Here is a 22350-nt window from a genome sequence, read left to right on the forward strand (position 1 = left end):
GCAAAGTCGCTTGACGAGGACTTTGGACATGTCGCGTATTTCCTCGCTGTCGAACCCGTTTCTGCTGGGCTTCGACGAGGTTGAGCGGGCGCTCGACCGGGTCACGAAGGGGTCGGAAGGCTATCCCCCCTACAATGTGGAACGGATCGACGCCGACGGCGGGCCGCTGAAGCTGCGCATCACCCTCGCGGTAGCCGGCTTTACGTCCGAACAGCTGGAAATCACGCTCGAAGAGAAGGAACTCACCATTCGCGGTCGTCAGACCGAGGAGGTGGACGGTCGAATCTTCCTGCACCGGGGGATCGCCGCCCGTCAGTTCCAGCGCACCTTTGTTCTGGCCGAGGGCATGAATGTGCTCGGCGCGGAACTGCGCAACGGTCTTCTGTCCATCGATCTCGTCCGGCCAGAGCCCACGCGGCTCGCAAAACGCATCGACATCGTCTCCCGCTCCTGAAGGGGAACGGTGGCCCGGTGTGACGAGTTTGCGGAAAGAGAGGATGAGATCATGATCGAGAAGAGCACCCCCGACACCATCACCATCACACCCGAGGCGCTTGCAGGCCTCGGCGGCGGCGAGATCGCCTATGTGCGGACCATCCGGTCCGAGGACGTGCAGCAGCTGTTCCCCCAGGCGCCTGAAATCGCGCCGGGCATGACGCTGTTCACGCTGCACGCGGCGGACGGCACGCCCATCATGCTGACCGACAGCCGCGAGGCCGCGCTCGCCAACGCGTCCCAGAATGCGCTGGTGACGCTCTCCGTGCACTGAGGACGGCCCGGGCGGGAGCGGATTTGCTCCGCTCTCCCTCCTGCCGTCCCCGGCGGATCAGGCGGCGTCCGAGGTGGGCGCCGTGGTGAGCAGGGTATAGATGGCGGCCGCGTCCCGCGTGGCGCGCAGCTTTTCCGCCGTGTCGGGGTCCCGCAGCATGCGGGCCACCCGCGCGAGCGCCTTGAGATGATCGGCGCCTGCCGCTTCCGGGGCGAGCAGAAGGAAGATCAGGTCCACCGGCTCGCCGTCCAGCGCCTCGAAATCGATGGGCTTGTCCAGACGCGCGAAGGCGCCGAACAGCTTGGGCAATCCGGGCAGCTTGCCGTGCGGAATGGCGATGCCGCTGCCGACGCCGGTGGAGCCGAGCCGCTCCCGCTGCAGGAGCGTTTCGAACACCTCGCGCTGGTCGCGGTCCACAAGCGTGGCCGCCTGGTGGGCAAGCTCCTGGAGAGCTTGCTTCTTGCTGCTCGCCCGCAGTGACGGAAACACCGCTTCGGGAGCGAGAAGATCAGCGAGAGGCATGAATGCTTATCCCTGGCAACATCGGGCTCGGGCAGGCGGCCGGCCGAGGCTCATGCCTGCCCAAAAGCCCGACGGCCATCAATGTTTTTCTTCGGATGAGAAGGCGGCCGGGTCGACCCAGCCCACATGCCCGTCCGGGCGGCGATAGACCACATTCACGCGGCCGTGGCCAGCGTGGCGGAAGACGACCACGGGCGCGCCCGTAATCTCCAGCTCCACCACCGCGTCACGCACCGACAGGGCGCGCAGCTTGGTGGCCTGCTCGGCCACCACGGTGGGGCTCCAGCCTTCCAGCTCTTCTTCTTCCCCTTCCACGTCCGGCACGTCGAGGACATAGCTCTGAGCCGCGAAGGCGCCATTGGCCCCTGCGGGATTGCCATGTCCGTGACGATCCTTGACGCGCTGGCGGTAGCGCCGCAGCCGCTTCTCGATCTTCTCGATGGCAGCATCGGCGCAGGAATTGGCATCCTGGGCCGCGCCATGGGCCTGGAGGTTCACGCCGGAATCCAGGTGCAGCATGCACTCGGACTTGTAGCCGGACCCTTCGCGGGCCACGGTCACATGGCCGGACCATCCGCCGTCGAAATATTTGGAGAGCACCTCGGTGATGCGATCCGACAGGCGGTGACGGAGAGCTTCTCCCACGTCGATGTTCTTACCCGAGACGCGTAGAGCCATGCGATTTGATCCCCTTTGGGTAACGGATGCGGTTCCCCACCCGAAGACCCTGTTCTTGCAAACCGGCCGGCTTATCAGTGGTAGGAGCGAGCGGGCGAACTGTCAACGAAATGCCGCACGTCAACCACCAGACCGCATGGTTGCTGGACCGGTGGCGCCGCTGCGTCCGCGCCGCGCGGGAAATGGACGGCGGATGCGGCGACTCACGGCCGGGAAAATGGCCGGTTTCCACTGAAACCGGCGAAAGCCGACACGGCGCGCCGGCCCCGAAAAAGCGACACCCCCGGCCCTTTCGGACCGGGGGTGCGGGAGTGCGGCCCGAGGTCGACCTCAGGCGATGTCGGAGGCGCCCTTGCGCTCGTTGCGCTTGCGCTCGTTGGGATCGAGGAAGCGCTTGCGCAGGCGGATGGACTTGGGCGTCACTTCCACGAGCTCGTCGTCCTGGATCCAGGCCAGCGAGCGCTCCAGCGTCATGCGGATCGGCGGGGTCAGGCGCACCGCCTCGTCCTTGGAGGTGGTGCGGATGTTGGTGAGCTTCTTGCCCTTGAGGACGTTCACTTCCAGGTCGTTGTCCCGGTTGTGGATGCCCACGATCATGCCCTGATAGACCTTCCAGCCGGGCTCGATCACCATCGGGCCGCGGTCTTCCAGGTTCCACAGCGCATAGGCCACCGCCTCGCCCGCCTCGTTGGAGATGAGCACGCCGTTCACCCGCTGCGGGATCTCGCCCTTGTAGGGCTCATAGGCCTTGAACAGACGGTTCATGATGGCCGTGCCGCGGGTGTCGGTGAGCAGCTCCGACTGGTAGCCGATGAGGCCGCGTGTGGGGGCATGGAAGACGAGGCGCTGGCGGTTGCCGCCGGAAGGACGCATCTCCACCATGTCGGCGCGGCGCTCGGACATCTTCTGCACCACGGTGCCAGAATATTCCTCGTCCACGTCGATGACCACTTCCTCGATGGGCTCCAGCGTCTCGCCATTCTCCCCCTGGGAGTAGACGACGCGCGGCCGCGACACGGCGAGCTCGAAGCCCTCGCGGCGCATGGTCTCGATGAGGATGGCCAGCTGCAATTCGCCGCGGCCGGAGACGAAGAACGAATCCTTGTCCGCCGATTCCTCGATCTTCAGCGTCACATTGCCCTCGGCCTCCTTGAACAGGCGGTCGCGGATCATGCGGCTGGTGACCTTGTCGCCCTCGGTGCCCGCGAGCGGCGAATCGTTCACCAGGAACGACATGGTCACGGTGGGCGGATCGATGGGCTGGGCCTGGATGGGGGTGTCCACCGAGGGATCGCAGAAGGTGTCGGCCACCGAGCCCTTCACGAGGCCGGCGATGGAGACGATGTCGCCCGCCTCGCCCACTTCGATGGGCTGGCGCTCGATGCCGCGGAAGGCCAGGATCTTGGAGACGCGGCCGCTCTCGACCAGGTTGCCGGAGCGGTCGAGCACCTTGATGGACTGGTTCGGCTTCACCGTGCCCGAGGCGATGCGCCCGGTGATGATGCGGCCAAGGAAGGGGTTGGCTTCCAGCAGCGTGCCCAGCATGCGGAAGGGGGCTTCATCCACATGGGCCGGGGGCACATGCTTCACCACCAGGTCGAACAGCGGGGCCAGGCCCTGGTCCTTGGGGCCTTCGGGGGCATCCGCCATCCAGCCATCGCGGCCGGAGCCGTAAAGGATGGGGAAGTCGAGCTGCTCGTCGGTGGCGTCCAGCGCCGCGAACAGGTCGAACACCTCGTTGATGACTTCCTGGGGACGGCCGTCCGGCCGGTCCACCTTGTTGATGGCCACGATGGGCTTGAGGCCGATCTTCAGGGCCTTGCCGACCACGAACTTGGTCTGCGGCATGGGGCCTTCGGCCGCATCCACCAGGACGATGGCGCCGTCCACCATGGACAGGATGCGCTCCACCTCGCCGCCGAAGTCGGCGTGGCCGGGGGTGTCCACGATGTTGATGCGGATGTCCTTCCACACCACCGACGTGGCCTTGGCCAGGATGGTGATGCCGCGTTCCTTTTCCAGGTCGTTGGAATCCATGACGCGCTCGGCCACCCGCTGGTTCTCGCGGAATGAGCCGGACTGCTGGAGCAGCTTGTCCACGAGCGTGGTCTTGCCGTGGTCGACGTGGGCGATGATGGCGATGTTGCGCAGCTGCATGGGGTTCCAAACACCAAAACGCGGGTCCGAAGTCTTCGGGCCCGCTTGCCGTAATTTTGCGCCGCAAAATACACATTACCCGCCGCAAAGCAATGTGGGCTGGCATCCAGATGCGCCGGAGGGTCCCTCAGCACCGGCGCCGCACGCGCCCTGGCCGGAGGGAGGGGCGCCGAGAGAGGCGCCCTGCCGCCCCTGGTGTGGCGCCGTGATGCGCCGCGTCGGCCTATCAGGGGGCGGACATGCACCCCGCCTCCCTTTGGGGCGCCTCATGCGCCCTGTCGCACCTTTTGCGGCGCCTACATGCGCCTTGTCGCCCCCTTTTGCGGCGCCTACATGCGCCCTGTCGCACCTTTTGCGGCGCCTACATGCGCCGCATGGCCCACAGCCGGCGGATCTGGTCCGGCCTCAGGGTGCGCCCATCGGGGGTGCGCAGCCACGCCACCTCGTGGTCCGCCGGCGCCTGGGTCATGGCGAAGGTCACGGCATCGTCGACGGTCGGAAATTCATAAGGCTCGGGCCACTGGTCCGGCGCACTCACCGAGCGCGAGGCGGACCAATATTGCAGCAGGGCTACGCCGCCTGCCGTGCCGGTGTCCTCCGGGTGGGTATGGGGCTCGTCCATCAGCTTGCCCTCCTTTTCTGCACGTCTCCCCCAAGCGTCAGGGGAACGCCGCCCGCCGTACTTTGTTCCCCGCTTGTGGCGCGCGTCCCAGTTGCGAAACCGGCTTGAACTGAGCAGAAGAATGCCGGCCGGAGCCTGACGCCCTTCCAAAGGCCGGCGACCAAGGTGCCGGGAGGGCACCCCAACGGCGCCGGGGCACGGGGCTTGCGGCCGGGGACAAGGCGGGCGGCAGAGCGGTCTGCAAGGGGGCGGGGCGGCATGGTCACACTGGAATTGTGGTACGGGCTGGTCGTCAGCCTCATCAATATCAGCCTCCAGGCGCTGGCAACGGTCGTCACCATTCGCCTGTTGCGTACGGTTTCGGGGCGCCTTTCGGGGCGTCGGCGGGTTTGGACGCTGATGGTGGTGATGATGATGGCGGCCGCCGTGCTGACCCTCGCTCACATCGTCCAGGTGCGCATCTGGGCGCTGGCCTATGTGTTGGTCGGGGCCGTGGATCCGCCATATAATGCCTTCTACCTCGCCTTCGTGAATTTCACCACGCTCGGCTATGGCGACGTCCTGCCTTCCGCCGACTGGCGCATCCTGGGCCCGCTGACGGCGGCCAACGGCATGCTGCTGTTCGGCTGGTCCACGGCCCTTATGTTCGCGGTCCTCTCCCGGGTGTTGCGGCTGTTGCGGATCAATTAGCTTTCAGCAGCGCCAGCAGCGCCTGAGCCGCCGCCGGCGCCCGCTCCTTGGCGCCGTTGATGAAATAGAGGAAGCAGTCGCGCTTTTTCTTCGCCGTGCCAGCCGGGTGAGGCGCGATTGTCCTCAACCCCTCCGGCGCCTCGCCCTTTTCCCAACGCCGCGCCCGCTCCGCCCAGTCATCGAGTGCCGCCGCCTCATAGCCGGTCTCGATCTCCGCCTTGGCATCCTGGAGGCGGGCATAGACGAAATCGGCGGTGACATCGGCGATCTGCGGATAGTCCGGGCTATCCGCCACCACCACCGCCACATTGCGGGCGCGCACCAGATCGAGGAAAGCGGGGCAGCAGAAGCTCTCATGGCGCACCTCCACCGCGTGGCGCAGGGCGAGCCCGCCGGCCTTTTCCGGCAGCAGGTCCAGGAAGGCGGCAAAGTCGTCGGGATCGAACGCCTTGGTAGGGGCGAACTGCCAGTTGATGGGGCCGAGCTTGTCGCCGAGCTCGGCGAGGCCGCTGTCCACGAACTTGCCGATGCTCTCCCCCGCCTCCGCCAGCACCCGGCGGTTGGTGGCATAACGCGGCGCCTTCAGGGAAAAAACGAACCCCTCCGGCACCGCCTCCGCCCAGGCGCGGAAGGTCTTGGGCGTCTGGGTGCGATAGAAAGTGCCGTTCACCTCGATGGAGGTGACGGCGCGCGCGGCATGCTCCAGTTCCCGGGCATGGGGCAGGCCCTTGGGGTAGAACGTGTCCCGCCAGGGCTCGTAGGTCCACCCGCCGATACCGACCCGGATGCTCATGTCTCGTCCTCTATCACTTTGAAAAGCGACGGATTCACCGATCACACTGGGTCGCATGACGATGCAGTGTGATCGGATCCGGCTCTAGGCCAGCGGCAGAACGTTGGAATATTTCACCTGTTCCAGGGCGAAGGAGCTTTCGATGGAGGCGATGCCGTCCAGCCGGGTGAGCTTGGTCTTCAAAAAGCGCTCATAGCTTTCCAGGTCCGCCACCACCACGCGCAGCAGATAGTCCCGCTGGCCGGTCATCAGGTAGCATTCCAGCACTTCCGGCCAGCGGCGGATGGCGGCGGCGAAGGCATCAAGCGCATCCTCCCGCTGGCGTTCGAGCTTGATGGAGACGAACACGCTCACCGGCAGGCCGGCGGCCCGCTGGTTCAGCACCGCCACATAGCGATCGATGAGGCCGGACGCCTCCAGCGCCCGCACGCGGCGCAGGCAGGGCGAGGGGGACAGGCCGACCCGTTCCGCAAGCTCCGCCACCGACATGCGGCCGTCTTCCTGGAGCAATGCCAGGATCTTCCTGTCTATGGCGTCGATCTGCATGTTTCTGCCAAGTTGCGCCCCATTTGTGGCAATATGGACCAAGATCACCGGCGGGGCAGCCCGATTTCGACATAAACGAGCGATCGACCCGCCTTATAGTGCGCGCACCGACCAGATCATCACTTCCAGGAGCCGCAAATGGCCGCCCGCCCCCACCAGGCCGCCCGCCCCACTGAGACCGAGATCCTCGCCGAGCTGGAGCGCAAGGTGCTGTGGCTGGCGAGCTGGACCATCCACAATGCCAACCACCTGCGGCCCAGCACCGACGGTCTGAAGGTGGGCGGCCACCAGGCGTCCTCGGCCTCCCTCGCCACCATCATGACGGCGCTCTACTTCCACACCCTGCGGCCGCAGGACCGGGTGGCGGTGAAGCCTCATGCCAGCCCCATCTTCCACGCCATCCAATATCTCCTGGGCAACCAGACCCGGGAGAAGCTGGAGACGTTCCGCGGCTTCAAGGGCGCCCAGTCCTATCCCTCCCGCACCAAGGACACGGACGACGTGGACTTCTCCACCGGCTCGGTGGGCCTCGGCGTGGCGCAGACGTTGTTTGCTAGCCTCGCCCAGGACTATGTCCACGCCCATGGACTTGCCGGCGGGCGGCCGGAAGGGCGCATGGTGGCGCTGGTGGGTGATGCGGAGTTGGACGAGGGCAATGTCTTCGAGGCCCTGCTGGAGGGCTGGAAACACGACGTCCGCAACACCTGGTGGATTGTCGACTATAACCGCCAGAGCCTGGATGCCGTGGTGCGCGAGGGGCTCTATGAGCGCTTCGTCGGCATTTTCGAGGCCATGGGCTGGCAGGTGGTGATCCTGAAATACGGCTCGCTCCAACAGGCCGCCTTCCGCGAACCCGGCGGGGCGGCGCTGAAGCACTGGATCGACACCTGCCCCAATACCGAATATTCGGCCTTGACCTTCCAGGGCGGCGCGGCCTGGCGCAAGCGCCTCCTGGACGATCTGGGCGACCAGGGCGATGTCACCGCGCTCATCGAGAAGCGCTCGGACGCGGAACTCTCCGCCCTCATGACCAATCTGGGCGGGCATGATCTGCCCACCATCATGGAAGCCTTCGATTCCATCGACCATGACCGGCCGGTCTGCTTCCTCTGCTACACCGTGAAGGGCTTCGGCCTGCCGCTGGCCGGCCACAAGGACAATCATGCCGGCCTCATGACGCCCGCGCAGATGGAAAGCCTGCGCGCCGCCATGAACATCCGGCAGGGCCAGGAATGGGAGCCCTTCGAGGGCACCCGCCTGCCCGCCGCCGTGCTGGACGCCTTCCTGAAGCAGGTGCCCTTCCGCCGCGAGGGCACCCGCCGCTTCACGGCGCCGGCGCTTGCCGTGCCGGACCTGCCCACCCCGCCCAATGCGACCCTGTCCACCCAGGCCGGCTTCGGCCTGATCCTCCAGGATCTCGCCAAGGGCGACAGCGGGCTGGCCAATCGCATCGTCACAACCTCGCCGGACGTGACCGTCTCCACCAACCTTGGACCCTGGGTGAACCGACGCGGCCTGTTCGCCGAGCGCGCCTTGCCGGACGTGTTCAAGCGCGAGCGTATCCCCTCCACCTTCAACTGGGACTTCTCGCCCAAGGGCCAGCACATGGAGCTGGGCATTGCCGAGATGAACCTGTTCCTGATGCTCTCGGCGCTCGGCCTGTCGCACTCCCTGTTCGGGGCGCGGCTGATCCCGGTGGGCACGCTCTATGATCCCTTCATCTGCCGCGGCCTCGATGCCCTGAACTATGCCTGCTACCAGGATGCCCGCTTCATCCTGGTGGCCACCCCCTCCGGCATCACGCTCGCCCCCGAGGGCGGGGCGCACCAGTCCATCTCCACGCCGCTCATCGGCATGGCGCAGGATGGGCTCGCCTCCTTCGAGCCGGCCTTCGTGGACGAGCTGGCGGTGCTCATGCACTTCGCCTTCGACTATGTGCAGCGGGACGGCGCCGGCGAGCCGGACGAGCGCAACTGGCTGCGCGACGAGACCGGCGGCTCGGTCTATTTCCGCCTGTCCACCCGCACCCTGGAACAGCCCCGCCGCACGCTTTCCGAGACGCAGAAGCGCCATATGGTAGATGGCGCCTATTGGCTGCGCGAACCCGGCCCCAATTGCGAGGTGGTGGTGGCCGTTCAGGGCGCCGTCACGCCCGAGGCCATCGCGGCGGTGGGCATGATGGCGGAGGATCGGCGCGATGTGGGCCTGCTTGCCGTCACCTCCGCCGATCGCCTCAATGCCGGCTGGACCGCCGCCTCCCGGGCCCGCGAACGCGGGCAGATGCAGGCGCAAAGCCATGTGGAGCGGCTGCTTAGCCCCCTGCCCCGCCATTGCGGCCTCGTCACCGTCATCGACGGTCATCCGGCGACGCTGGGCTGGCTGGGCTCGGTGCATGGCCACCGGGTGCGGGCGCTGGGCGTCGAGCATTTCGGCCAGACCGGAACCCTGGACGACCTCTATCGCCACCATGGCCTCGACGCCGCCGCCATCGTCGCCGCCGCCCAGGCCATCGCGCCGGGCCGTCCCATGCGGCATTTGCGGGCGCTGTGAGGCCGGTCGGCCGCCAAGGCCGGCCGCCCTGGCTTCGCCTCACCGCATGGATAGAGCATGCGTGATCCCATCAGCCTGCGATGCAGGCTGATGGGCGCAGGCTCCAAGCAACATATGCAACGCCAAATGGTGCACCAAATAATGGTGCACCAATAAATTTGCTGAAATCGCCCAATACGGTGCGTATGGTCCAATCCAACAAGAACTGGATTGGAGGAAGCCTAATGGATCGTCGCAATTTCCTTAAAGGAATCGCGGCTCTCCCTGCCATCGGCGGCGCAGCCGGCCTGATCTCCACTGGCGCCCACGCGCAGGCCCAATGGCCCACCCGCTCCATTACGATGATCGTGCCCTTCCCTCCGGGCGGGCAGGCGGATCTGGCGGCGCGGCCGGTGGCCAATGCGCTCAACGGCCTGCTCGGCCAGCCGGTGGTGGTGGAAAACAAAGGCGGCGCTGGCGGTGCCATCGGCAACGGCCAGGCGGCCAAGGCCGCGCCCGACGGCTATACGTTGCTGATGACCTTGTCCTCGGTCGCCGTGCTGCCCGAAGCGGCGCGCATCTCCGGCCGGACCTCCAGCTATGAGATGAGCCAGCTTCAGCCGCTGGCCCGCGTGCTGGCGGACCCCACCGTGCTGGTGGTTCCGGCCTCCGCCCCCTGGAAGTCGGTGGCGGACCTTGTGGCCGATGCCAAGGCCAATCCCGGCAAGATCACCTATGGCTCGTCCGGCCTTTACGGCACGCTCCATGTGTCCATGGCCATGTTCACCACTGCCGCAGGCATCGACATGCTGCACGTGCCTTATCAGGGCGGCGGACCGGCCCTGACGGCCCTGGTGGGCGGGCAGGTGCAGGCGCTCGCCTCCGCGCCCGGGCCGCTGAAGCCCTTCCAGGACAAGCTGCGGGTGCTGGCCTGCTTCGGCGCCACCCGGGCGGAGGCCTATCCCGACGTGCCCACCTTCCAGGAGCTGGGCTACAAGGATGTGGAATTCTACATCTGGGCCGGCCTCTTCCTGCCGGTGGGCGTGCCCAAGCCCGTGCAGGAGAAGCTGGGCGCGGCGGTGAAGACTGCCGTGCAGTCGCCCGAGGTGGTGCGGATCATGGAAAATGCCGGCAGCCCGCCCGCCTATCTGGACGAGGCGCAGTTCACGGCCTTCGTGGCCGCCGACAGCGCCCGCCTGGTGAAGGCCGTGCAGGCCATCGGCAAGGTGGAGTGAGCCGACAGCGCGCGGGGCGCCCGGCGTGTCCGGGCGTGCGTCTTGCGCGCTTCAAAGACCGGCGCCGGCCTATTCGTAGGCCAGCGCCGCCACCGGATCGAGCCGGGAGGCCTTGCGCGCCGGCAGATAGCCGAACACGAAGCCGGTGAGGAAGGCGCAGGCGAACGCCAGCAGCGGCGGGCCGGCGCTGAGGATCACCAGCGCGCCGAAGCTTTTGAGCAGCAGCGCCGCCCCGAGCCCCAGCGCCACCCCCACCAGCCCGCCGAAGCCGCAGATCACCAGCGCCTCGGTGTTGAATTGCAGCATGATGTTGGAGCGCCGTGCGCCGGTGGCCATGCGGATGCCGATCTCCCGCGTGCGCTCGGTGACGCTCACCAGCATGATGTTCATCACACCGATGCCGCCCACCAGCAGCGATATGGCGGCCACCGATCCCAAGAGCCGCGTCAGCGTATCGGCGGTGGCGGTGGCGGTCTCCAGGATGGAAGCGGTGTTGCGGATCTGGAAATCGTCCGCCTTGTGCCGCTGGCGCAGCAGCACGGTGATGGCCTCCTGCGTCTCGTCGATGCGGTCCACATCCTGCACGGCCACGGTTGCGGCATTCAGATAACGCCGGCCGAACACCCGCATGAAGCCGGTGGAGAGCGGCATCAGAACCAGGTCGTCCTGGTCCATGCCGAAGGCGTTGGCCCCGCGCGGGGCGAGCACGCCGATCACCTCATAGGGCACGTTCTTGATGAGGATGTAGCGCCCCACGGGGCTCCGCCCATCGGGGAACATCACCCGCGCCACCGTCTGGCCGAGCACCACGACGGGCGCATAGCTGTCCATGTCCGCGTCGGTGAACATGGTGCCCTGGGCGATCGGCCATTCCCGCGCCACCACATAGCCGGGGCTCGCGCCCTGGATCTGGGTGGCATAATCGATATTGCCCACCCGCGCCGTGGCCGTGGCGGAACGTTCCGGCGACACGGCGAGGATGTTGGGCACCTCCGCGGCGATGGCGTCCGCATCCTCGGGCGTCAGCGATGCATTGGCGCCCGTGCTGCGGATGCCCGGCGCCCCCGGCCGCACCACCAGGAGATTGGTGCCCATGGCAGCGATGCGGTCCAGCACCGACTGCTTGCTGCCCTGGCCGATGGCCAGCATGGCGATGACCGCCGCCACGCCGATGATGACGCCGAGCAAGGTCAGGATGGTGCGGAACAGGTTCGCCCGCATGGAGCGGAACGCCATCTTCACCGCGTCGGCCATATCAGGCAGGAGATTGTTGCGCATCTTCAGCCGCTTGGCGGCCTCTGCCGCCTCCGGCCGCACCGGCGTGCGCACCTTGGTCTCGTCCGAGACGATATGGCCGTCCTGAAGCCGCACCACCCGGTTGGCATGCTCCGCCACTTGCGGGTCGTGGGTGATGAGCAGGATGGTGCGCCCCTCGCGGTTCAGCTCGGCCAGCAGCGCCAGCACCTCGGCCCCCGAGCGGCTGTCCAGCGCGCCGGTCGGTTCGTCCGCCAGCACCACCGGCGCCTCGTTCATGAGGGCGCGGGCGATGGAGACGCGCTGCTGCTGGCCGCCGGACAATTGGGAGGGGCGATGGTCCGCCCGCTCGGCAAGGCCGAGGCGCGCCAGCAGGTCCCGCGCCCGCTCCAGCCGCTCCATCTTGGGCCGGCCGGCATAGATGGCGGGGATCTCCACATTCTCCTCCGCCGAGATGGAGGGCAGGAGATTGTAGCGCTGGAAGACAAAGCCGAAGGTGCGGCAGCGCAGCGCCGCCAGCTCGTCCGCCCCGAACTCGGAGACGTCCCGCCCCATGACCCAATATTCGCCCATGGTCGGGCGGTCGAGGCAGCCCATGATGTGCATGAGCGTGGACTTGCCGGAGCCCGACTGGCCCATGATGGCCACATATTCGCCGGGCATGATGGTGAGCGAGACATCGTCCAGCGCGCGGACCACGCTCTCGCCGCTGGGATAGACCTTGCTGACATGGTCGAGCCGCAGCAAGGGTTCGGCCGCCTGCTCGGGCGCCGCGGCGTGGGTGAGGGGAAAGGTGGTCTCGCTCAAAACAGCCTCGGCGGCATGGGGCCGGAAGGCCGCTGGGGCGTGGTGTCGGGCGTCGTCACCACCCGGTCGCCCTCGTTGAGACCTTCCAGGATCTGCACCTGTCCCCGGTTGGAGAGGCCGGTCTTGACCGTGCGCGGCTCCACCTTGCCATCCACCACCACGCGCACGACGGCCTCGTTCCGCGCCTCCCGCCGGGCCCCGCGCGCCGCCGGCCGCACGGCGGAGGCGGGCACCAGCAGGGCATTGCGGGCGGCATCCAGCATGAAGAAGACCTGCGCGCTCATGGAGGTCATCAGCAGCCGGTCGGGGTTGGGCACGTCGATGAGGACGTTGTAGAGCACCACGTCGTTCACGGTGTCGGGGGTGGGCAGGATCTGCACCACCTTGGCGGAGAAGCGCCGGTCGGGCATGCCGAGCGTGGTGAAATAGACCGGCATGCCCACCTTGATCTTGGGAATATCGGCTTCGGTCACCTGCGCCCACACCTGCATGGTGTCGAGATCGGCTATGCGCAGGACGATGGGGGCGGTCTGGTTGGCGTTCAGCGTCTGCCCCTCGGTGGCGCTGGTGGACACCACCGTGCCGGACATGGGCGCATAGATCTTGGTGTAGCCGAGATTGGCCACGTCGCCATCCAGCGTCGCCTGGGTCTGCTTGATCTGGGCTTCCAGCGCCGCGACCTTCGCCTCGCCGATCCGCACGGTGGCGGCGGTGGCGTCCGCCGCGTCCTGGCTGCCGGCCTGGGTGGCCAGGAGCCGGGAGGCGCGGCTGTCCCGCAGCCGGTCCAGCTCCAATTGCGCCTTCTGCTGGGCCAGCTGCGCCCGGAGATTGTCGAGCTGCGCCTGGTCGCCGAGGACGCGGGTCTGGTAGACGGTGGGATCGATCTGGGCCAGCAGGTCGCCCTGCTGGACGGTGTCGCCGATCTCCACCATCACCTTGCGCAATTGGCCGGACACCTGGGTGCCCACATCCACATAGGTCTTGGGCTTGATGGTGGCGAGGGCGGTCACCGTCTGCTCGATGTCGCCCCGGACCACCGGCGTGGTGGCGATTTCCTGGGCCTGCCCGCCCGCGCCCCGGCCAAAGACATAATAGCCCCCGCCCGCGACGCCGAGCGCCAGCAGCAGGCCGAGCCCCGCCATCCAACGCGACCGCCCCCGGCGCTTGACGGGGGGCTTCACATATCCACCCGTCTCGGTCTTCTGCAGCATCTGGTGTCCCGTGGCCCGGCTCATGGATTGCGACCGATCCAGAATAGCCCGCCGGAGGCCGCGGGTTGAATGAAATTGCGGTAATTTTTCCCGTTCAGAACCGTTCCAGATCAAGGCCCCGCGCCCCTGATCCCGGCACGTCCTGACGCCCCCTCAGGCCCGGGGGCGGGGCCGGTATTCCCCGGTCTTGGGGTCCCGCTCCAGGCGTTCCACCGGCTCCTCGCCAGGGGGCGCCCGGCGGGAGTCGAGGATGTCGTTGACCCGCCGGGCCTCGCGGGTGATCACCCGGGCAAGGGCGAGGGCGCCGATCACCCCGGCGGCGGCGATGAGAAAGGGCGGCATGGCAGCTGCTCCGACCGAGATTTCACGTCAACCGATTGAAACAGAAAGGGCCTTTCGGCGGCCCCGGGCTAGAGCCCGTAGCGCGACCACAGCACCCGCTCCTCCAGCCGCGCCAGGGCGGCGTCGGCCACCCCCGCCCCGAAAGCGGGGGCAAGGGCTTCCAGGCGACCGGAGCCCACCCCCACCCGGCGGGGCCACCAGCCCCCCTGGGTCACCAGGGGGGTGCGCACCTTGTCGCCATAGCGGGCCCGCAGGACCGTGCGGAGGTCGCCGAGATCATCGATGAGGCCGAGCTGTTCCGCCTGTGTTCCGACCCAGAACTCCCCGGAGAAAAGGCTCTCCTCCGGCCCATTCAGGACCGCGCCCCGCCGCTCGCGCACCAGGTCGATGAACATGCGGTGCACATCAGCCTGGAGGGCGAGCAGCCGCTCCACATCCTCCGGCCGCTCCGGCCGGAAGGGGTCCAGCATCACCTTGCGCGTGCCGGCGGTGTGCACCCGGCGGTCGATGCCGATGCGATCGATGAGACGGTTGAAGCCGAATCCGGCGGAGACCACGCCAATGGACCCCACCACCGAGGAGGGATCGGCAAAGATCTCGTCCGCTGCGCAGGCGATCATATAGCCGCCGGAGGCCGCCACATCTTCCACGAAGGCGAAGACGTGCTTGTCCTTCTCCTTCGCGAGCGAGCGGATGCGCTTGAAGATCAGGTGCGACTGCACCGGAGACCCGCCGGGCGAATTGATAATCAGCGCCACCGCCGGCGCCTTCTTCACCGCAAAGGCCCGCTCCAGGTTCCGGGCGGCGCTGGCCAGGCTCAGGCCCGGATTGAAGGGGGTGGACATGCCGATGGCGCCGGACAGGCGCACCACCGGCACCACGGGATGATCGCGCCGCCAGGAGGCGGGCAGGAGCGGGCCGGCGGCACGGGCGAGGCGGGACAGCAAGCTGTCGGAGGTCGGATCGGTCATGATCCTTATCTAGAAAGGCCCCGTGGCTTCAACAAGGCGGGGCTATCGAAACCCCGTGCACCCGCGTCACCAATCGCCAGTCCTGTCCAAGAGGCGGCGATCCATCACAGCACATTCCATCGGCGCTCACCGGTCCACTCTACCTTGTTGACCGGCCTGCCGTTGCCCGCGATATCGCACGCCGCGAAAGGCCCCACAAAGCCTCCACGCCCCGCAGGCTGACGAAGACGATCGCGGGAACAAAGCAAAAATACCATAACACATAATTCAAATGCACATGAATGACAGAGTGCCCCCTTTGAAGAAAAAACCAACTCAATGGGGGCACGAACGCCGCAACCATAATAGCACAATCCCTATAACGTTCAGTACTTCTATTATAAAACTGAATAACAATAGAAAATGAGCTTAAAAAAATCAAAAATGGAAACCAAAAACTTCCATCAAGCCAGAAAATAACCGGAGTCGACCACGAAAAAATATAAGTATCGAGAACACTGACCAAGCCTTTATCATAGCCTGGCATTTTAATATTGCCCCCTAAGCCGCTGTATTTCTGCGCATCAACAAAGATAAGCCTTATGCCGTCCAATATGGACTCCGACCTCATATTGGCATGGATCAAAAAGGCAATGAAGAACGCGGAAATCGTCAGGATTCCAATAATGATAATTTTTTCCAGATTGGCCAACAAAGTGCGCCGAGGAACAGAACGAAACGGATCCACGAAAAATGGAAACAGAGAAAACAAAACAATGGTAGATAAATATTCATACCCACAGAGCGACTTCAAAAATATTGAAAAAAAGTAACCACAACAATACAAAATATCATCTTTTCCATAATCCTTACTATTGTAAACGCCAATCGAAAACACTGACGGAAGAAGCCACAGAAATGGTGCAAAATAGAGATTGCGAGCAACCGACGTAAACCATGGCGACCCGAGCATACAAATCAAAAATACAACAGAACAAAATCGGGACACACCCCTCCAATATCCAACCGATATCACCACAATACAAACCGCTGAAATGAAGGAATAGAAAAATTGAGCGGACTTAACCGAAAATAGGGCGGGCGCCCATTTATTCACGCCCGACAAAAAAATTGCAGTCAATCCGTACTGCTGAGGATACGGGACGAATTGGTAGTCAGACGGAGGAGGAGAAACACCAATGTGAATAGGCTTATGAAGAGATGAGCCATCAATTTTTCCGCCATCGAAATACACTTGAACAAACTTTTCTTGCGGAACTATATTGATAATATTTCTGACCTCACCGTTTGGAAAATGCAAACTCTGTCCAATCGCCAGCTCATTGCTCGCGTACCCCAGCTCAATGCTGGTCGCCCGCTTCAATATAAGCGCACTACCGAAGGTTGCAATGCCATTTATCCAGTTGACGTCAGTAAAATCCGCAGGTTCAACCGCGTTGGGAAGGTCGAGCCGGCGATAGACAGCCAATACGTCGGCGGGATCAGCTGAATTGGGACGCTGGAGAAAACCCAAATTTGCATTCGGCGTCGGAATCCCATTCGCATCTGCGAATATTTTGGTCAAGACAAGCGCCTCAGACCCATCTCGGTGCGTACTGAACTGCCAATCCGGAGCCACTTTCAGGAAATTTTCTGAAAAACTTAAAGTTAAAATGACCGTTAAGACAATATATAACGCCCACTTATAAAGAGAGGGATTTATCAAATTCAGTTTTTGCCCCAGCCTCACGACATGCCCCCACTTCTGCTTGAACAAGACAGAGCAAGCATTGACATCCGGCTTGCTTGAGCCCCGCAACGCCTACGGCCCCTGATCCGCAACACCGCACCTAAATATGCCTCAGCGTCCCTCAAGCGTTTTGACAGTCGAAAAAAACTTCGTCAACGTGCTCAAAATACGCCACGCAAGAGCGCAAAACGGCTGACCGGCTTCCCCCAAGGCGGGTCTGGCTAGAGCCAAATCCGCGTCCGTAGAATCGCCAAGCGATCAAATGTGCGGTGTGGAGCTGCCTCTGCTCAACCAAGGCGGGGGCAATTCAAGGTACAAACTGCCCATCCGGCGAGACCGTCTTCCAGTGCGCACGGAAATAGGTGGTTGGATCGCCCCCCCGAAAAGATACCGAACACCCTTTTTGCATGATGGAGGCATTTAGCCGCCCCCAGACAAATTCCGCACGCGACAGCCGCATTCACGGAAACGGCAGCGCCCCCAGCTCTCGCAGGACGGTTCGGGCAAGAGGGCTCTCCCCGCCGCCCTCCGCGGCCAGGACGGCGGACGGCAGCAGGACGGGCGGTGTGCGCCGGCCCTTGCGGGCTCGCACGAGCAGGCGCACGGCCGGCGCGTGGGGAGTGGCGTGCACCCCCATCAATTCGATCGCCCCGAACCGTCCGTCGAGGGCCTGGAGCAGGTCCGAAAGATCCTCCGGGCGCAGGATCATGACCAGCATGCCCCCCGGCTCCAGGCAGCGGGCGGCGGCAAGGGTCCAGCGCGCCAGCAGCCCCTCCCCCGCCATGTGGGCCAGCGCCCGTGCGGGACGGGGCGAGGGCTGGTGGGCGGCGGCGGCATTGAAAGGCGGGTTGGCCAGCACCAGGTCGAAGGCGGCGGCAAAGCCGTCCGGCCCCGCCGGGCGGCCGAGCAGATCCACATCGGCAGCGGTCACGGCACAGCGGCTGGCAAGGCCGTTTTCTTCAGCGTTGCGGGCCGCGAGGGCCGCCAGCTCCGGGGCGATCTCCACCAGATGACCGGTGGCCTCGGGCAGCCGCGCGAGGGCGGCAAGGCCCGCGCTGCCGATGCCGGCGCCGAAATCCGCCAGTCGGCGGGCGCTGGCGGGCGCGGCGGCGGCCAGCAAAATGGCGTCGTGCCCGACGCGGTGGCCGCGCGCCGGCTGGAGAAGAGCGAGCCGCCACCCGAGCACGTGATCGCGGGTCAGGCCATCAGGGACCGTCATAGAGCACATGGCCAAGATCGGCCTCGGTGAGAAGGCGCCGGGCGGGGGCGTCATCCTCGTCCACCACCAGGATCCGGCGGGGCAAAATGCCGATGGAGCCTTCCAGCACGCTCACATGCGTGTCAGCGATCAGAGGCTCGATCCCGGCGGCACGCAGCAGCGATTCCACCGCGGAAATCAGCACCACATCGTTGGTTCGCACCAGTTCGCGCATCGCACCGCCCTGCTTGCGACCGGCCGCCGGGGACCGCTCCGGGCCATGCCGACGGCACCCGATTGCCGGAAAAGGCGTCTGCCGACTTGCACGACCGCCCCCCTCATCCCTATGGTGCGGCCCGAAGAAAGACAAGCGGGGAGCCCCTCTTGGCCGTCGTCCTTCCGTTCGAGCCCAACGAGCCGTCCATCGAAGCCCTGGTCCAACTGGTCAAGGCGGACATGGAGCGCGTGAACGCGACCATTCTGGCCCGCACGGGATCGGATGTGGCTATGATTCCCGAGGTGGCAAACCACCTCATTTCCAGCGGTGGAAAGCGGTTGCGGCCCATGCTGACGCTGGCTTGCGCGCATCTGAGCGGCTATTCGGGCGAAGGGCATGTGAAGCTCGCCGCATCGGTGGAGTTCATGCACACCGCCACCCTCCTCCATGACGACGTGGTGGATGAGAGCGACATGCGCCGCGGCAAGCTGGCCGCCCGCAAGCTCTGGGGCAACGAGGCCTCGGTGCTGGTGGGCGACTTCCTTCTGGGCCAGGCGTTCAAGATGATGGTGGAGGTGGGCTCCCTCACCTGCCTGGACATTCTGTCCACCGCCGCCAGCGTGATCGCCGAGGGCGAGGTCATGCAGCTCGCCGCCGCCAAGAACACCGAGACCTCCGAGGACGATTATCTCGCCGTCATCCGGGGCAAGACGGCAGAACTCTTCGCCGCCGCGTGCGAGGTGGGCGCGGTGCTGGGCCAGCGGCCGAAGGGCGAGCAGGGCGCCTGCCGTTCCTATGGCATGAATCTGGGCATCGCCTTCCAATTGGTGGATGACGCCCTCGACTATGGCGGCAGCCAGGCCAAGCTCGGCAAGAATGTGGGCGACGATTTCCGCGAGGGGAAGATCACCTTGCCCGTGGTGCTGGCCTTCCGCCGGGGAGACGCCGACGAGCGCGCCTTCTGGAAGCGCAGCCTGGAGACGGGGGAGGCTTCCGACGCGGATCTGGCCACCGCCATCGGCCTGCTGACCAAGCATCGGGCGCTGGCCGATACCATCGAGCGCGCCCGCCACTACGGCGCCATGGCCAAGGACGCCCTGGCCCTGTTCCCGAACGGTCCCGCCAAGGACGCCCTCAGCGAGGCCGTGGACTTCTGCATCTCCCGCGCACATTGACGGCGGTGGCCTCCCGGCCCCCGCCCCTCAGCGCAGCACGGTCGGCTTGACCCACCATGTGGGATAGCGGGCGCTCACCCGCCGGGCGAGACGGGCGGCCGCCCGGCAATCGGTGGTGAGGGCGAACACCGTGGCGCCCGACCCGGACATGCGCACGAGCCGTGCCTCTGGCCCCTCGGCCAAGGCGGCCTTGGCCAGGCGGATGTCGGGGGCAAGCGCTTCAGCCGCCTCTTCCATGTCATTGCCGATGCCGGACAGGCAGGCGATGAGCGCATCGGGGGTTTCCGGCAGGCGCGGCGGGTGGAGCGGACCGGCTCGCTCCTCCCCCGGCCTGAGGCCCAGCCCCCGGAATACGGCCGGGGTGGGCACCGCCGCCCGGCAGTTCACCAGCACCGCGAACAGAGCCGGCAGGCCAAGCGGCGCCGACAGACGGTCGCCCACCCCTTCCATGATGCGGGCGCGGGGATCCAGGCAGACCGGGACATCCGATCCCACCGAACGGGCCGCCTCCAGCAGGAGGGGATCATCCGCCGCCATCTGATTGGCCTGTGCCAGGAGGCGCAAAGCGGCCGCAGCATCGGACGAGCCGCCTCCCAGCCCCGCCGCCACCGGCAACCGCTTCGCAAGTGCGAAATGGCCAAGCTTCAGACCGGTTTTCCGCTCCGCCAGCGCCCGCGCGGCCTTGATGACGAGATTGTCATCAACAGGTCCGGCCGCCTGCGCCCCCTCGCCGTCAACGTGCAAGGAGAGGGTCTCGGCGGGATGGAATGTGAGCCGGTCCCCGACGCCCGCGAAGGCGACAAGGCTTGAAAGATCATGAAAACCGTCGCTCCGGCGCCGCAGCACACGCAGCGTCAGATTGACCTTTGCCGGCGCACGCGCCACAAGCTTGCTCATGGCAGCGGCTTATGGCGCGGCGGCCGGGGCGCGGCAAGCGCCCAGTCTTTGCGCCGCGCCGGGAAACCGGCCAAGAAACTTGCGGGGCGGTGCGAAAGCGGCCATCCTCCCGCCACGGGGTGTGCATTTGCTAAGGCCAGCGTCGCCTTCCAGGATTCTCGCACGGTGAAGATTCAAATCTCTCGCTCGCCCAAGGCCATTGCGGCTGCCTTCTGCGCGGCGCTTTCGCTGGCTGCACCCTCTCTCGCGCGGGCCGACTACCCGCCGCCCACCGACCCGACCGTCGCGGGCGCCTATTTGGCCGCGCGCCTGGCCAGCACCGAACGCGATTCGGAGGCCGCCGTCGCCTATCTGCGCGCGCTCCTGAAAATGGACCCGCGCAACGAAGAGGTGATGGAGCGCGCCTTCTTCGCCATGCTGGTGGACGGCGACGTGGACGACGCGGTGCCGCTGGCGGAAAAGATGGTCAAGATCGACCGGACGCACCGCATCGCGCGGCTGGTCCTGGCGGTTCGCTCCATCAAGAAGAGCAATTACCAGTCCGCCCGCACCAATCTCTCTCTCTCCGTGCGCGGCCCCATCGGCGATCTCACCGCCACGCTGCTGGCCGCCTGGACCATGATGGGCTCGGGCAATGCCAAGGCCGGCGTCGACATGATCGACCGCCTGCAGGGCCCGGAATGGTACATCGCCTTCAAGGACCTCAATGCCGGCCTGATCCTGGATGCCGCCGGGCAGAAGAAGGAAGCGGGCAAGCGGCTCGACGCGGCCATGAAGGTGGACCCCACCTCGCTGCGGGCGGTGGACGCCTATGCCCGCTGGGCCTCGCGCAACAATGACATTCCCGGCGCCATCGCCGCCTATGAGGCGTTCGACAAGGTGCTGCCGCGCCATCCGCTGGTGCAGGCGGCGCTGGCGGACCTGAAGGCCGGCAAGACCTTGCCGCCCCTGGTGCGCAATGCCCAGGAAGGCGCCTCCGAGGTGCTCTATGGCCTCGGCGCCGCGCTCGCCCGCCAGGGTGGCGAGGATCTGGCCCTGGTCTATCTCCAGCTCTCGCTCTGGCTGTATCCCGAGCATTCCCTTGCGGGCCTCACCCTTGCCGACCTCTACGAGCAGTTGAAGCAGCCGGAAAAGGCCATCTCGGTCTATGAGAAGATCCCGGCCGCCTCGCCGCTGAAGCGCAATGCCGAGGTGCAGTTGGCGGTCAATCTGGACGCCACCGACAAGTTCGACGAAGCGCGCAAGCATCTTCAGGCGCTGGTCGCCGCCGACCCACGCGATCTGGATGCCCTCATTGCGCTGGGCGGCATCGAGCGCGGCCGCAAGATGTTTGCCGATTGCGCCGCCACCTATGGCAAGGCGCTGGCCCTGCTGCCCACGCCCACCCGCAGCAACTGGTCGCTCTATTATTTCCGCGGCATCTGCGAAGAGCGCAGCAAGGATTGGCCGGCCGCCGAGGCGGACCTGAAGAAGGCGCTGGAACTCTACCCCGACCAGCCCCACGTCCTGAATTATCTCGGCTATTCCTGGGTGGACCAGGGCATCAACCTGGACCAGGGCCTCGACATGATCCGCAAGGCCGTGTCGCTGCGGCCGGATGACGGCTATATCGTCGACAGCCTGGGCTGGGCCTATTTTCGCCTGGGCCGCTATGACGATGCCGTCACCGAGCTGGAACGGGCGGTGGAGCTGAAGCCGCAGGACCCGGTCATCAACGACCATCTCGGCGACGCCTATTGGAAAGTGGGCCGGCAGCTGGAAGCCACCTTCCAGTGGAACCATGCCCGCGACCTTAAGCCCGAGCCGGAGGACCTGGATAAGATCCTCAAGAAGATCAAAAGTGGTCTCGACGCGGTAGACAACCAGACGCAGGATCAGGCCCAGCAACAGAAGGGCGGTTGAGTATCGCCCGAGCGGGAGAAGGCGCGTCGGCAAAGCCGGCGCGCAGAAGTTGGGTGAACAGGCTTCCATGATGCCGAACCCACGCCGGGCGGGCGGCGGTGGTGGG

At 65.8% G+C, this 22350-nt stretch carries 21 protein-coding genes; 7 read left to right on the forward strand and 14 right to left on the reverse strand.

Going from position 1 to position 22350, the window contains the following annotated elements; genetic code table 11:
- Positions 1–28: 28 nt before the first annotated feature.
- A complete protein-coding gene (locus tag ACT54L_RS08595) occupies positions 29–454 on the forward strand; it encodes an Hsp20 family protein (protein WP_476085124.1) in 426 nt (141 codons plus the stop codon).
- Between the two features lie 51 nt (positions 455–505).
- Complete coding sequence (locus ACT54L_RS08600; RefSeq protein ID WP_476085125.1) at positions 506–769, forward strand: BQ00720 family protein; 264 nt, start codon at positions 506–508, stop codon at positions 767–769.
- Positions 770–826: 57 nt separating this feature from the next.
- On the opposite strand, the gene ptsN is transcribed toward ACT54L_RS08600, so the two are convergent.
- From ptsN to ACT54L_RS08620, 4 genes are all read right to left on the reverse strand, one after another.
- Positions 827–1291: a PTS IIA-like nitrogen regulatory protein PtsN gene (gene ptsN / locus ACT54L_RS08605; protein WP_476085126.1), complete on the reverse strand. Its 465-nt coding sequence runs from the start codon at positions 1289–1291 to the stop codon at positions 827–829.
- A gap of 78 nt (positions 1292–1369) precedes the next feature.
- Positions 1370–1969 (reverse strand): ribosome hibernation-promoting factor, HPF/YfiA family, encoded by a 600-nt coding sequence (gene hpf, locus ACT54L_RS08610; protein WP_476085127.1) that lies wholly within the window; start codon positions 1967–1969, stop codon positions 1370–1372.
- A gap of 330 nt (positions 1970–2299) precedes the next feature.
- The gene (gene typA / locus ACT54L_RS08615; RefSeq protein WP_476085128.1) at positions 2300–4126 is read right to left on the reverse strand and encodes a translational GTPase TypA; all 1827 of its coding nucleotides are present in this window, start codon (positions 4124–4126) and stop codon (positions 2300–2302) included.
- Between the two features lie 361 nt (positions 4127–4487).
- On the reverse strand, positions 4488–4748 hold the full coding sequence (locus ACT54L_RS08620) for a hypothetical protein (RefSeq protein ID WP_476085129.1): 261 nt from the start codon (positions 4746–4748) through the stop codon (positions 4488–4490).
- A gap of 258 nt (positions 4749–5006) precedes the next feature.
- On the opposite strand from ACT54L_RS08620, the gene ACT54L_RS08625 reads away from it, so the two are divergent.
- Positions 5007–5438 carry an ion channel gene (locus tag ACT54L_RS08625; RefSeq protein WP_476085130.1) on the forward strand — a complete coding sequence of 144 codons (432 nt, stop codon included), beginning with the start codon at positions 5007–5009 and terminating at the stop codon, positions 5436–5438.
- On the opposite strand, the gene ACT54L_RS08630 is transcribed toward ACT54L_RS08625, so the two are convergent.
- Together ACT54L_RS08630 and ACT54L_RS08635 are read right to left on the reverse strand one after the other, a co-directional pair.
- Entirely contained in the window at positions 5431–6231 is an 801-nt protein-coding gene (locus ACT54L_RS08630; RefSeq protein WP_476085132.1) for a DUF72 domain-containing protein, read from the reverse strand. The two genes, ACT54L_RS08625 and ACT54L_RS08630, sit on opposite strands and share 8 nt — an antisense overlap.
- A gap of 84 nt (positions 6232–6315) precedes the next feature.
- Positions 6316–6777: an Lrp/AsnC family transcriptional regulator gene (locus tag ACT54L_RS08635; protein WP_476085133.1), complete on the reverse strand. Its 462-nt coding sequence runs from the start codon at positions 6775–6777 to the stop codon at positions 6316–6318.
- A 138-nt stretch (positions 6778–6915) separates the two neighbouring features.
- Here ACT54L_RS08635 and ACT54L_RS08640 point away from each other — a divergent pair, with 138 nt between their 5' ends.
- Both ACT54L_RS08640 and ACT54L_RS08645 read left to right on the forward strand, forming a co-directional pair.
- The gene (locus ACT54L_RS08640; RefSeq protein ID WP_476085135.1) at positions 6916–9327 is read left to right on the forward strand and encodes a transketolase; all 2412 of its coding nucleotides are present in this window, start codon (positions 6916–6918) and stop codon (positions 9325–9327) included.
- Positions 9328–9551: 224 nt separating this feature from the next.
- Entirely contained in the window at positions 9552–10541 is a 990-nt protein-coding gene (locus ACT54L_RS08645; protein ID WP_476085136.1) for a Bug family tripartite tricarboxylate transporter substrate binding protein, read from the forward strand.
- A gap of 69 nt (positions 10542–10610) precedes the next feature.
- On the opposite strand, the gene ACT54L_RS08650 is transcribed toward ACT54L_RS08645, so the two are convergent.
- From ACT54L_RS08650 to ACT54L_RS08680, 7 genes are all read right to left on the reverse strand, one after another.
- Positions 10611–12602, reverse strand: a complete 1992-nt coding sequence (locus ACT54L_RS08650; RefSeq protein ID WP_476085137.1) for a MacB family efflux pump subunit — start codon at positions 12600–12602, stop codon at positions 10611–10613.
- On the reverse strand, positions 12599–13813 hold the full coding sequence (locus tag ACT54L_RS08655; protein ID WP_476085138.1) for an efflux RND transporter periplasmic adaptor subunit: 1215 nt from the start codon (positions 13811–13813) through the stop codon (positions 12599–12601). Before ACT54L_RS08655 ends, ACT54L_RS08650 begins: the two co-directional genes overlap by 4 nt.
- Positions 13814–13966: 153 nt before the next feature.
- Complete coding sequence (locus ACT54L_RS08660) at positions 13967–14155, reverse strand: hypothetical protein (protein WP_476085139.1); 189 nt, start codon at positions 14153–14155, stop codon at positions 13967–13969.
- A 68-nt stretch (positions 14156–14223) separates the two neighbouring features.
- On the reverse strand, positions 14224–15126 hold the full coding sequence (locus ACT54L_RS08665) for a S49 family peptidase (RefSeq protein ID WP_476085140.1): 903 nt from the start codon (positions 15124–15126) through the stop codon (positions 14224–14226).
- Positions 15127–15265: 139 nt separating this feature from the next.
- Positions 15266–16855 carry a hypothetical protein gene (locus tag ACT54L_RS08670; RefSeq protein ID WP_476085141.1) on the reverse strand — a complete coding sequence of 530 codons (1590 nt, stop codon included), beginning with the start codon at positions 16853–16855 and terminating at the stop codon, positions 15266–15268.
- A gap of 460 nt (positions 16856–17315) precedes the next feature.
- Complete coding sequence (locus ACT54L_RS08675) at positions 17316–18074, reverse strand: tRNA1(Val) (adenine(37)-N6)-methyltransferase (protein ID WP_476085142.1); 759 nt, start codon at positions 18072–18074, stop codon at positions 17316–17318.
- Complete coding sequence (locus ACT54L_RS08680; protein WP_476085143.1) at positions 18061–18288, reverse strand: putative signal transducing protein; 228 nt, start codon at positions 18286–18288, stop codon at positions 18061–18063. Before ACT54L_RS08680 ends, ACT54L_RS08675 begins: the two co-directional genes overlap by 14 nt.
- 149 nt (positions 18289–18437) lie before the next feature.
- On the opposite strand from ACT54L_RS08680, the gene ACT54L_RS08685 reads away from it, so the two are divergent.
- Positions 18438–19445 (forward strand): polyprenyl synthetase family protein, encoded by a 1008-nt coding sequence (locus ACT54L_RS08685; RefSeq protein ID WP_476085144.1) that lies wholly within the window; start codon positions 18438–18440, stop codon positions 19443–19445.
- Positions 19446–19472: 27 nt separating this feature from the next.
- Here ACT54L_RS08685 and ACT54L_RS08690 read toward each other — a convergent pair whose 3' ends face one another.
- Complete coding sequence (locus tag ACT54L_RS08690; protein WP_476085145.1) at positions 19473–20342, reverse strand: 4-(cytidine 5'-diphospho)-2-C-methyl-D-erythritol kinase; 870 nt, start codon at positions 20340–20342, stop codon at positions 19473–19475.
- Between the two features lie 165 nt (positions 20343–20507).
- Here ACT54L_RS08690 and ACT54L_RS08695 point away from each other — a divergent pair, with 165 nt between their 5' ends.
- Complete coding sequence (locus tag ACT54L_RS08695; protein WP_476085146.1) at positions 20508–22244, forward strand: tetratricopeptide repeat protein; 1737 nt, start codon at positions 20508–20510, stop codon at positions 22242–22244.
- Positions 22245–22350 lie beyond the last annotated feature (106 nt).

This window comes from Aquabacter sp. DMC10 (assembly GCF_056314145.1).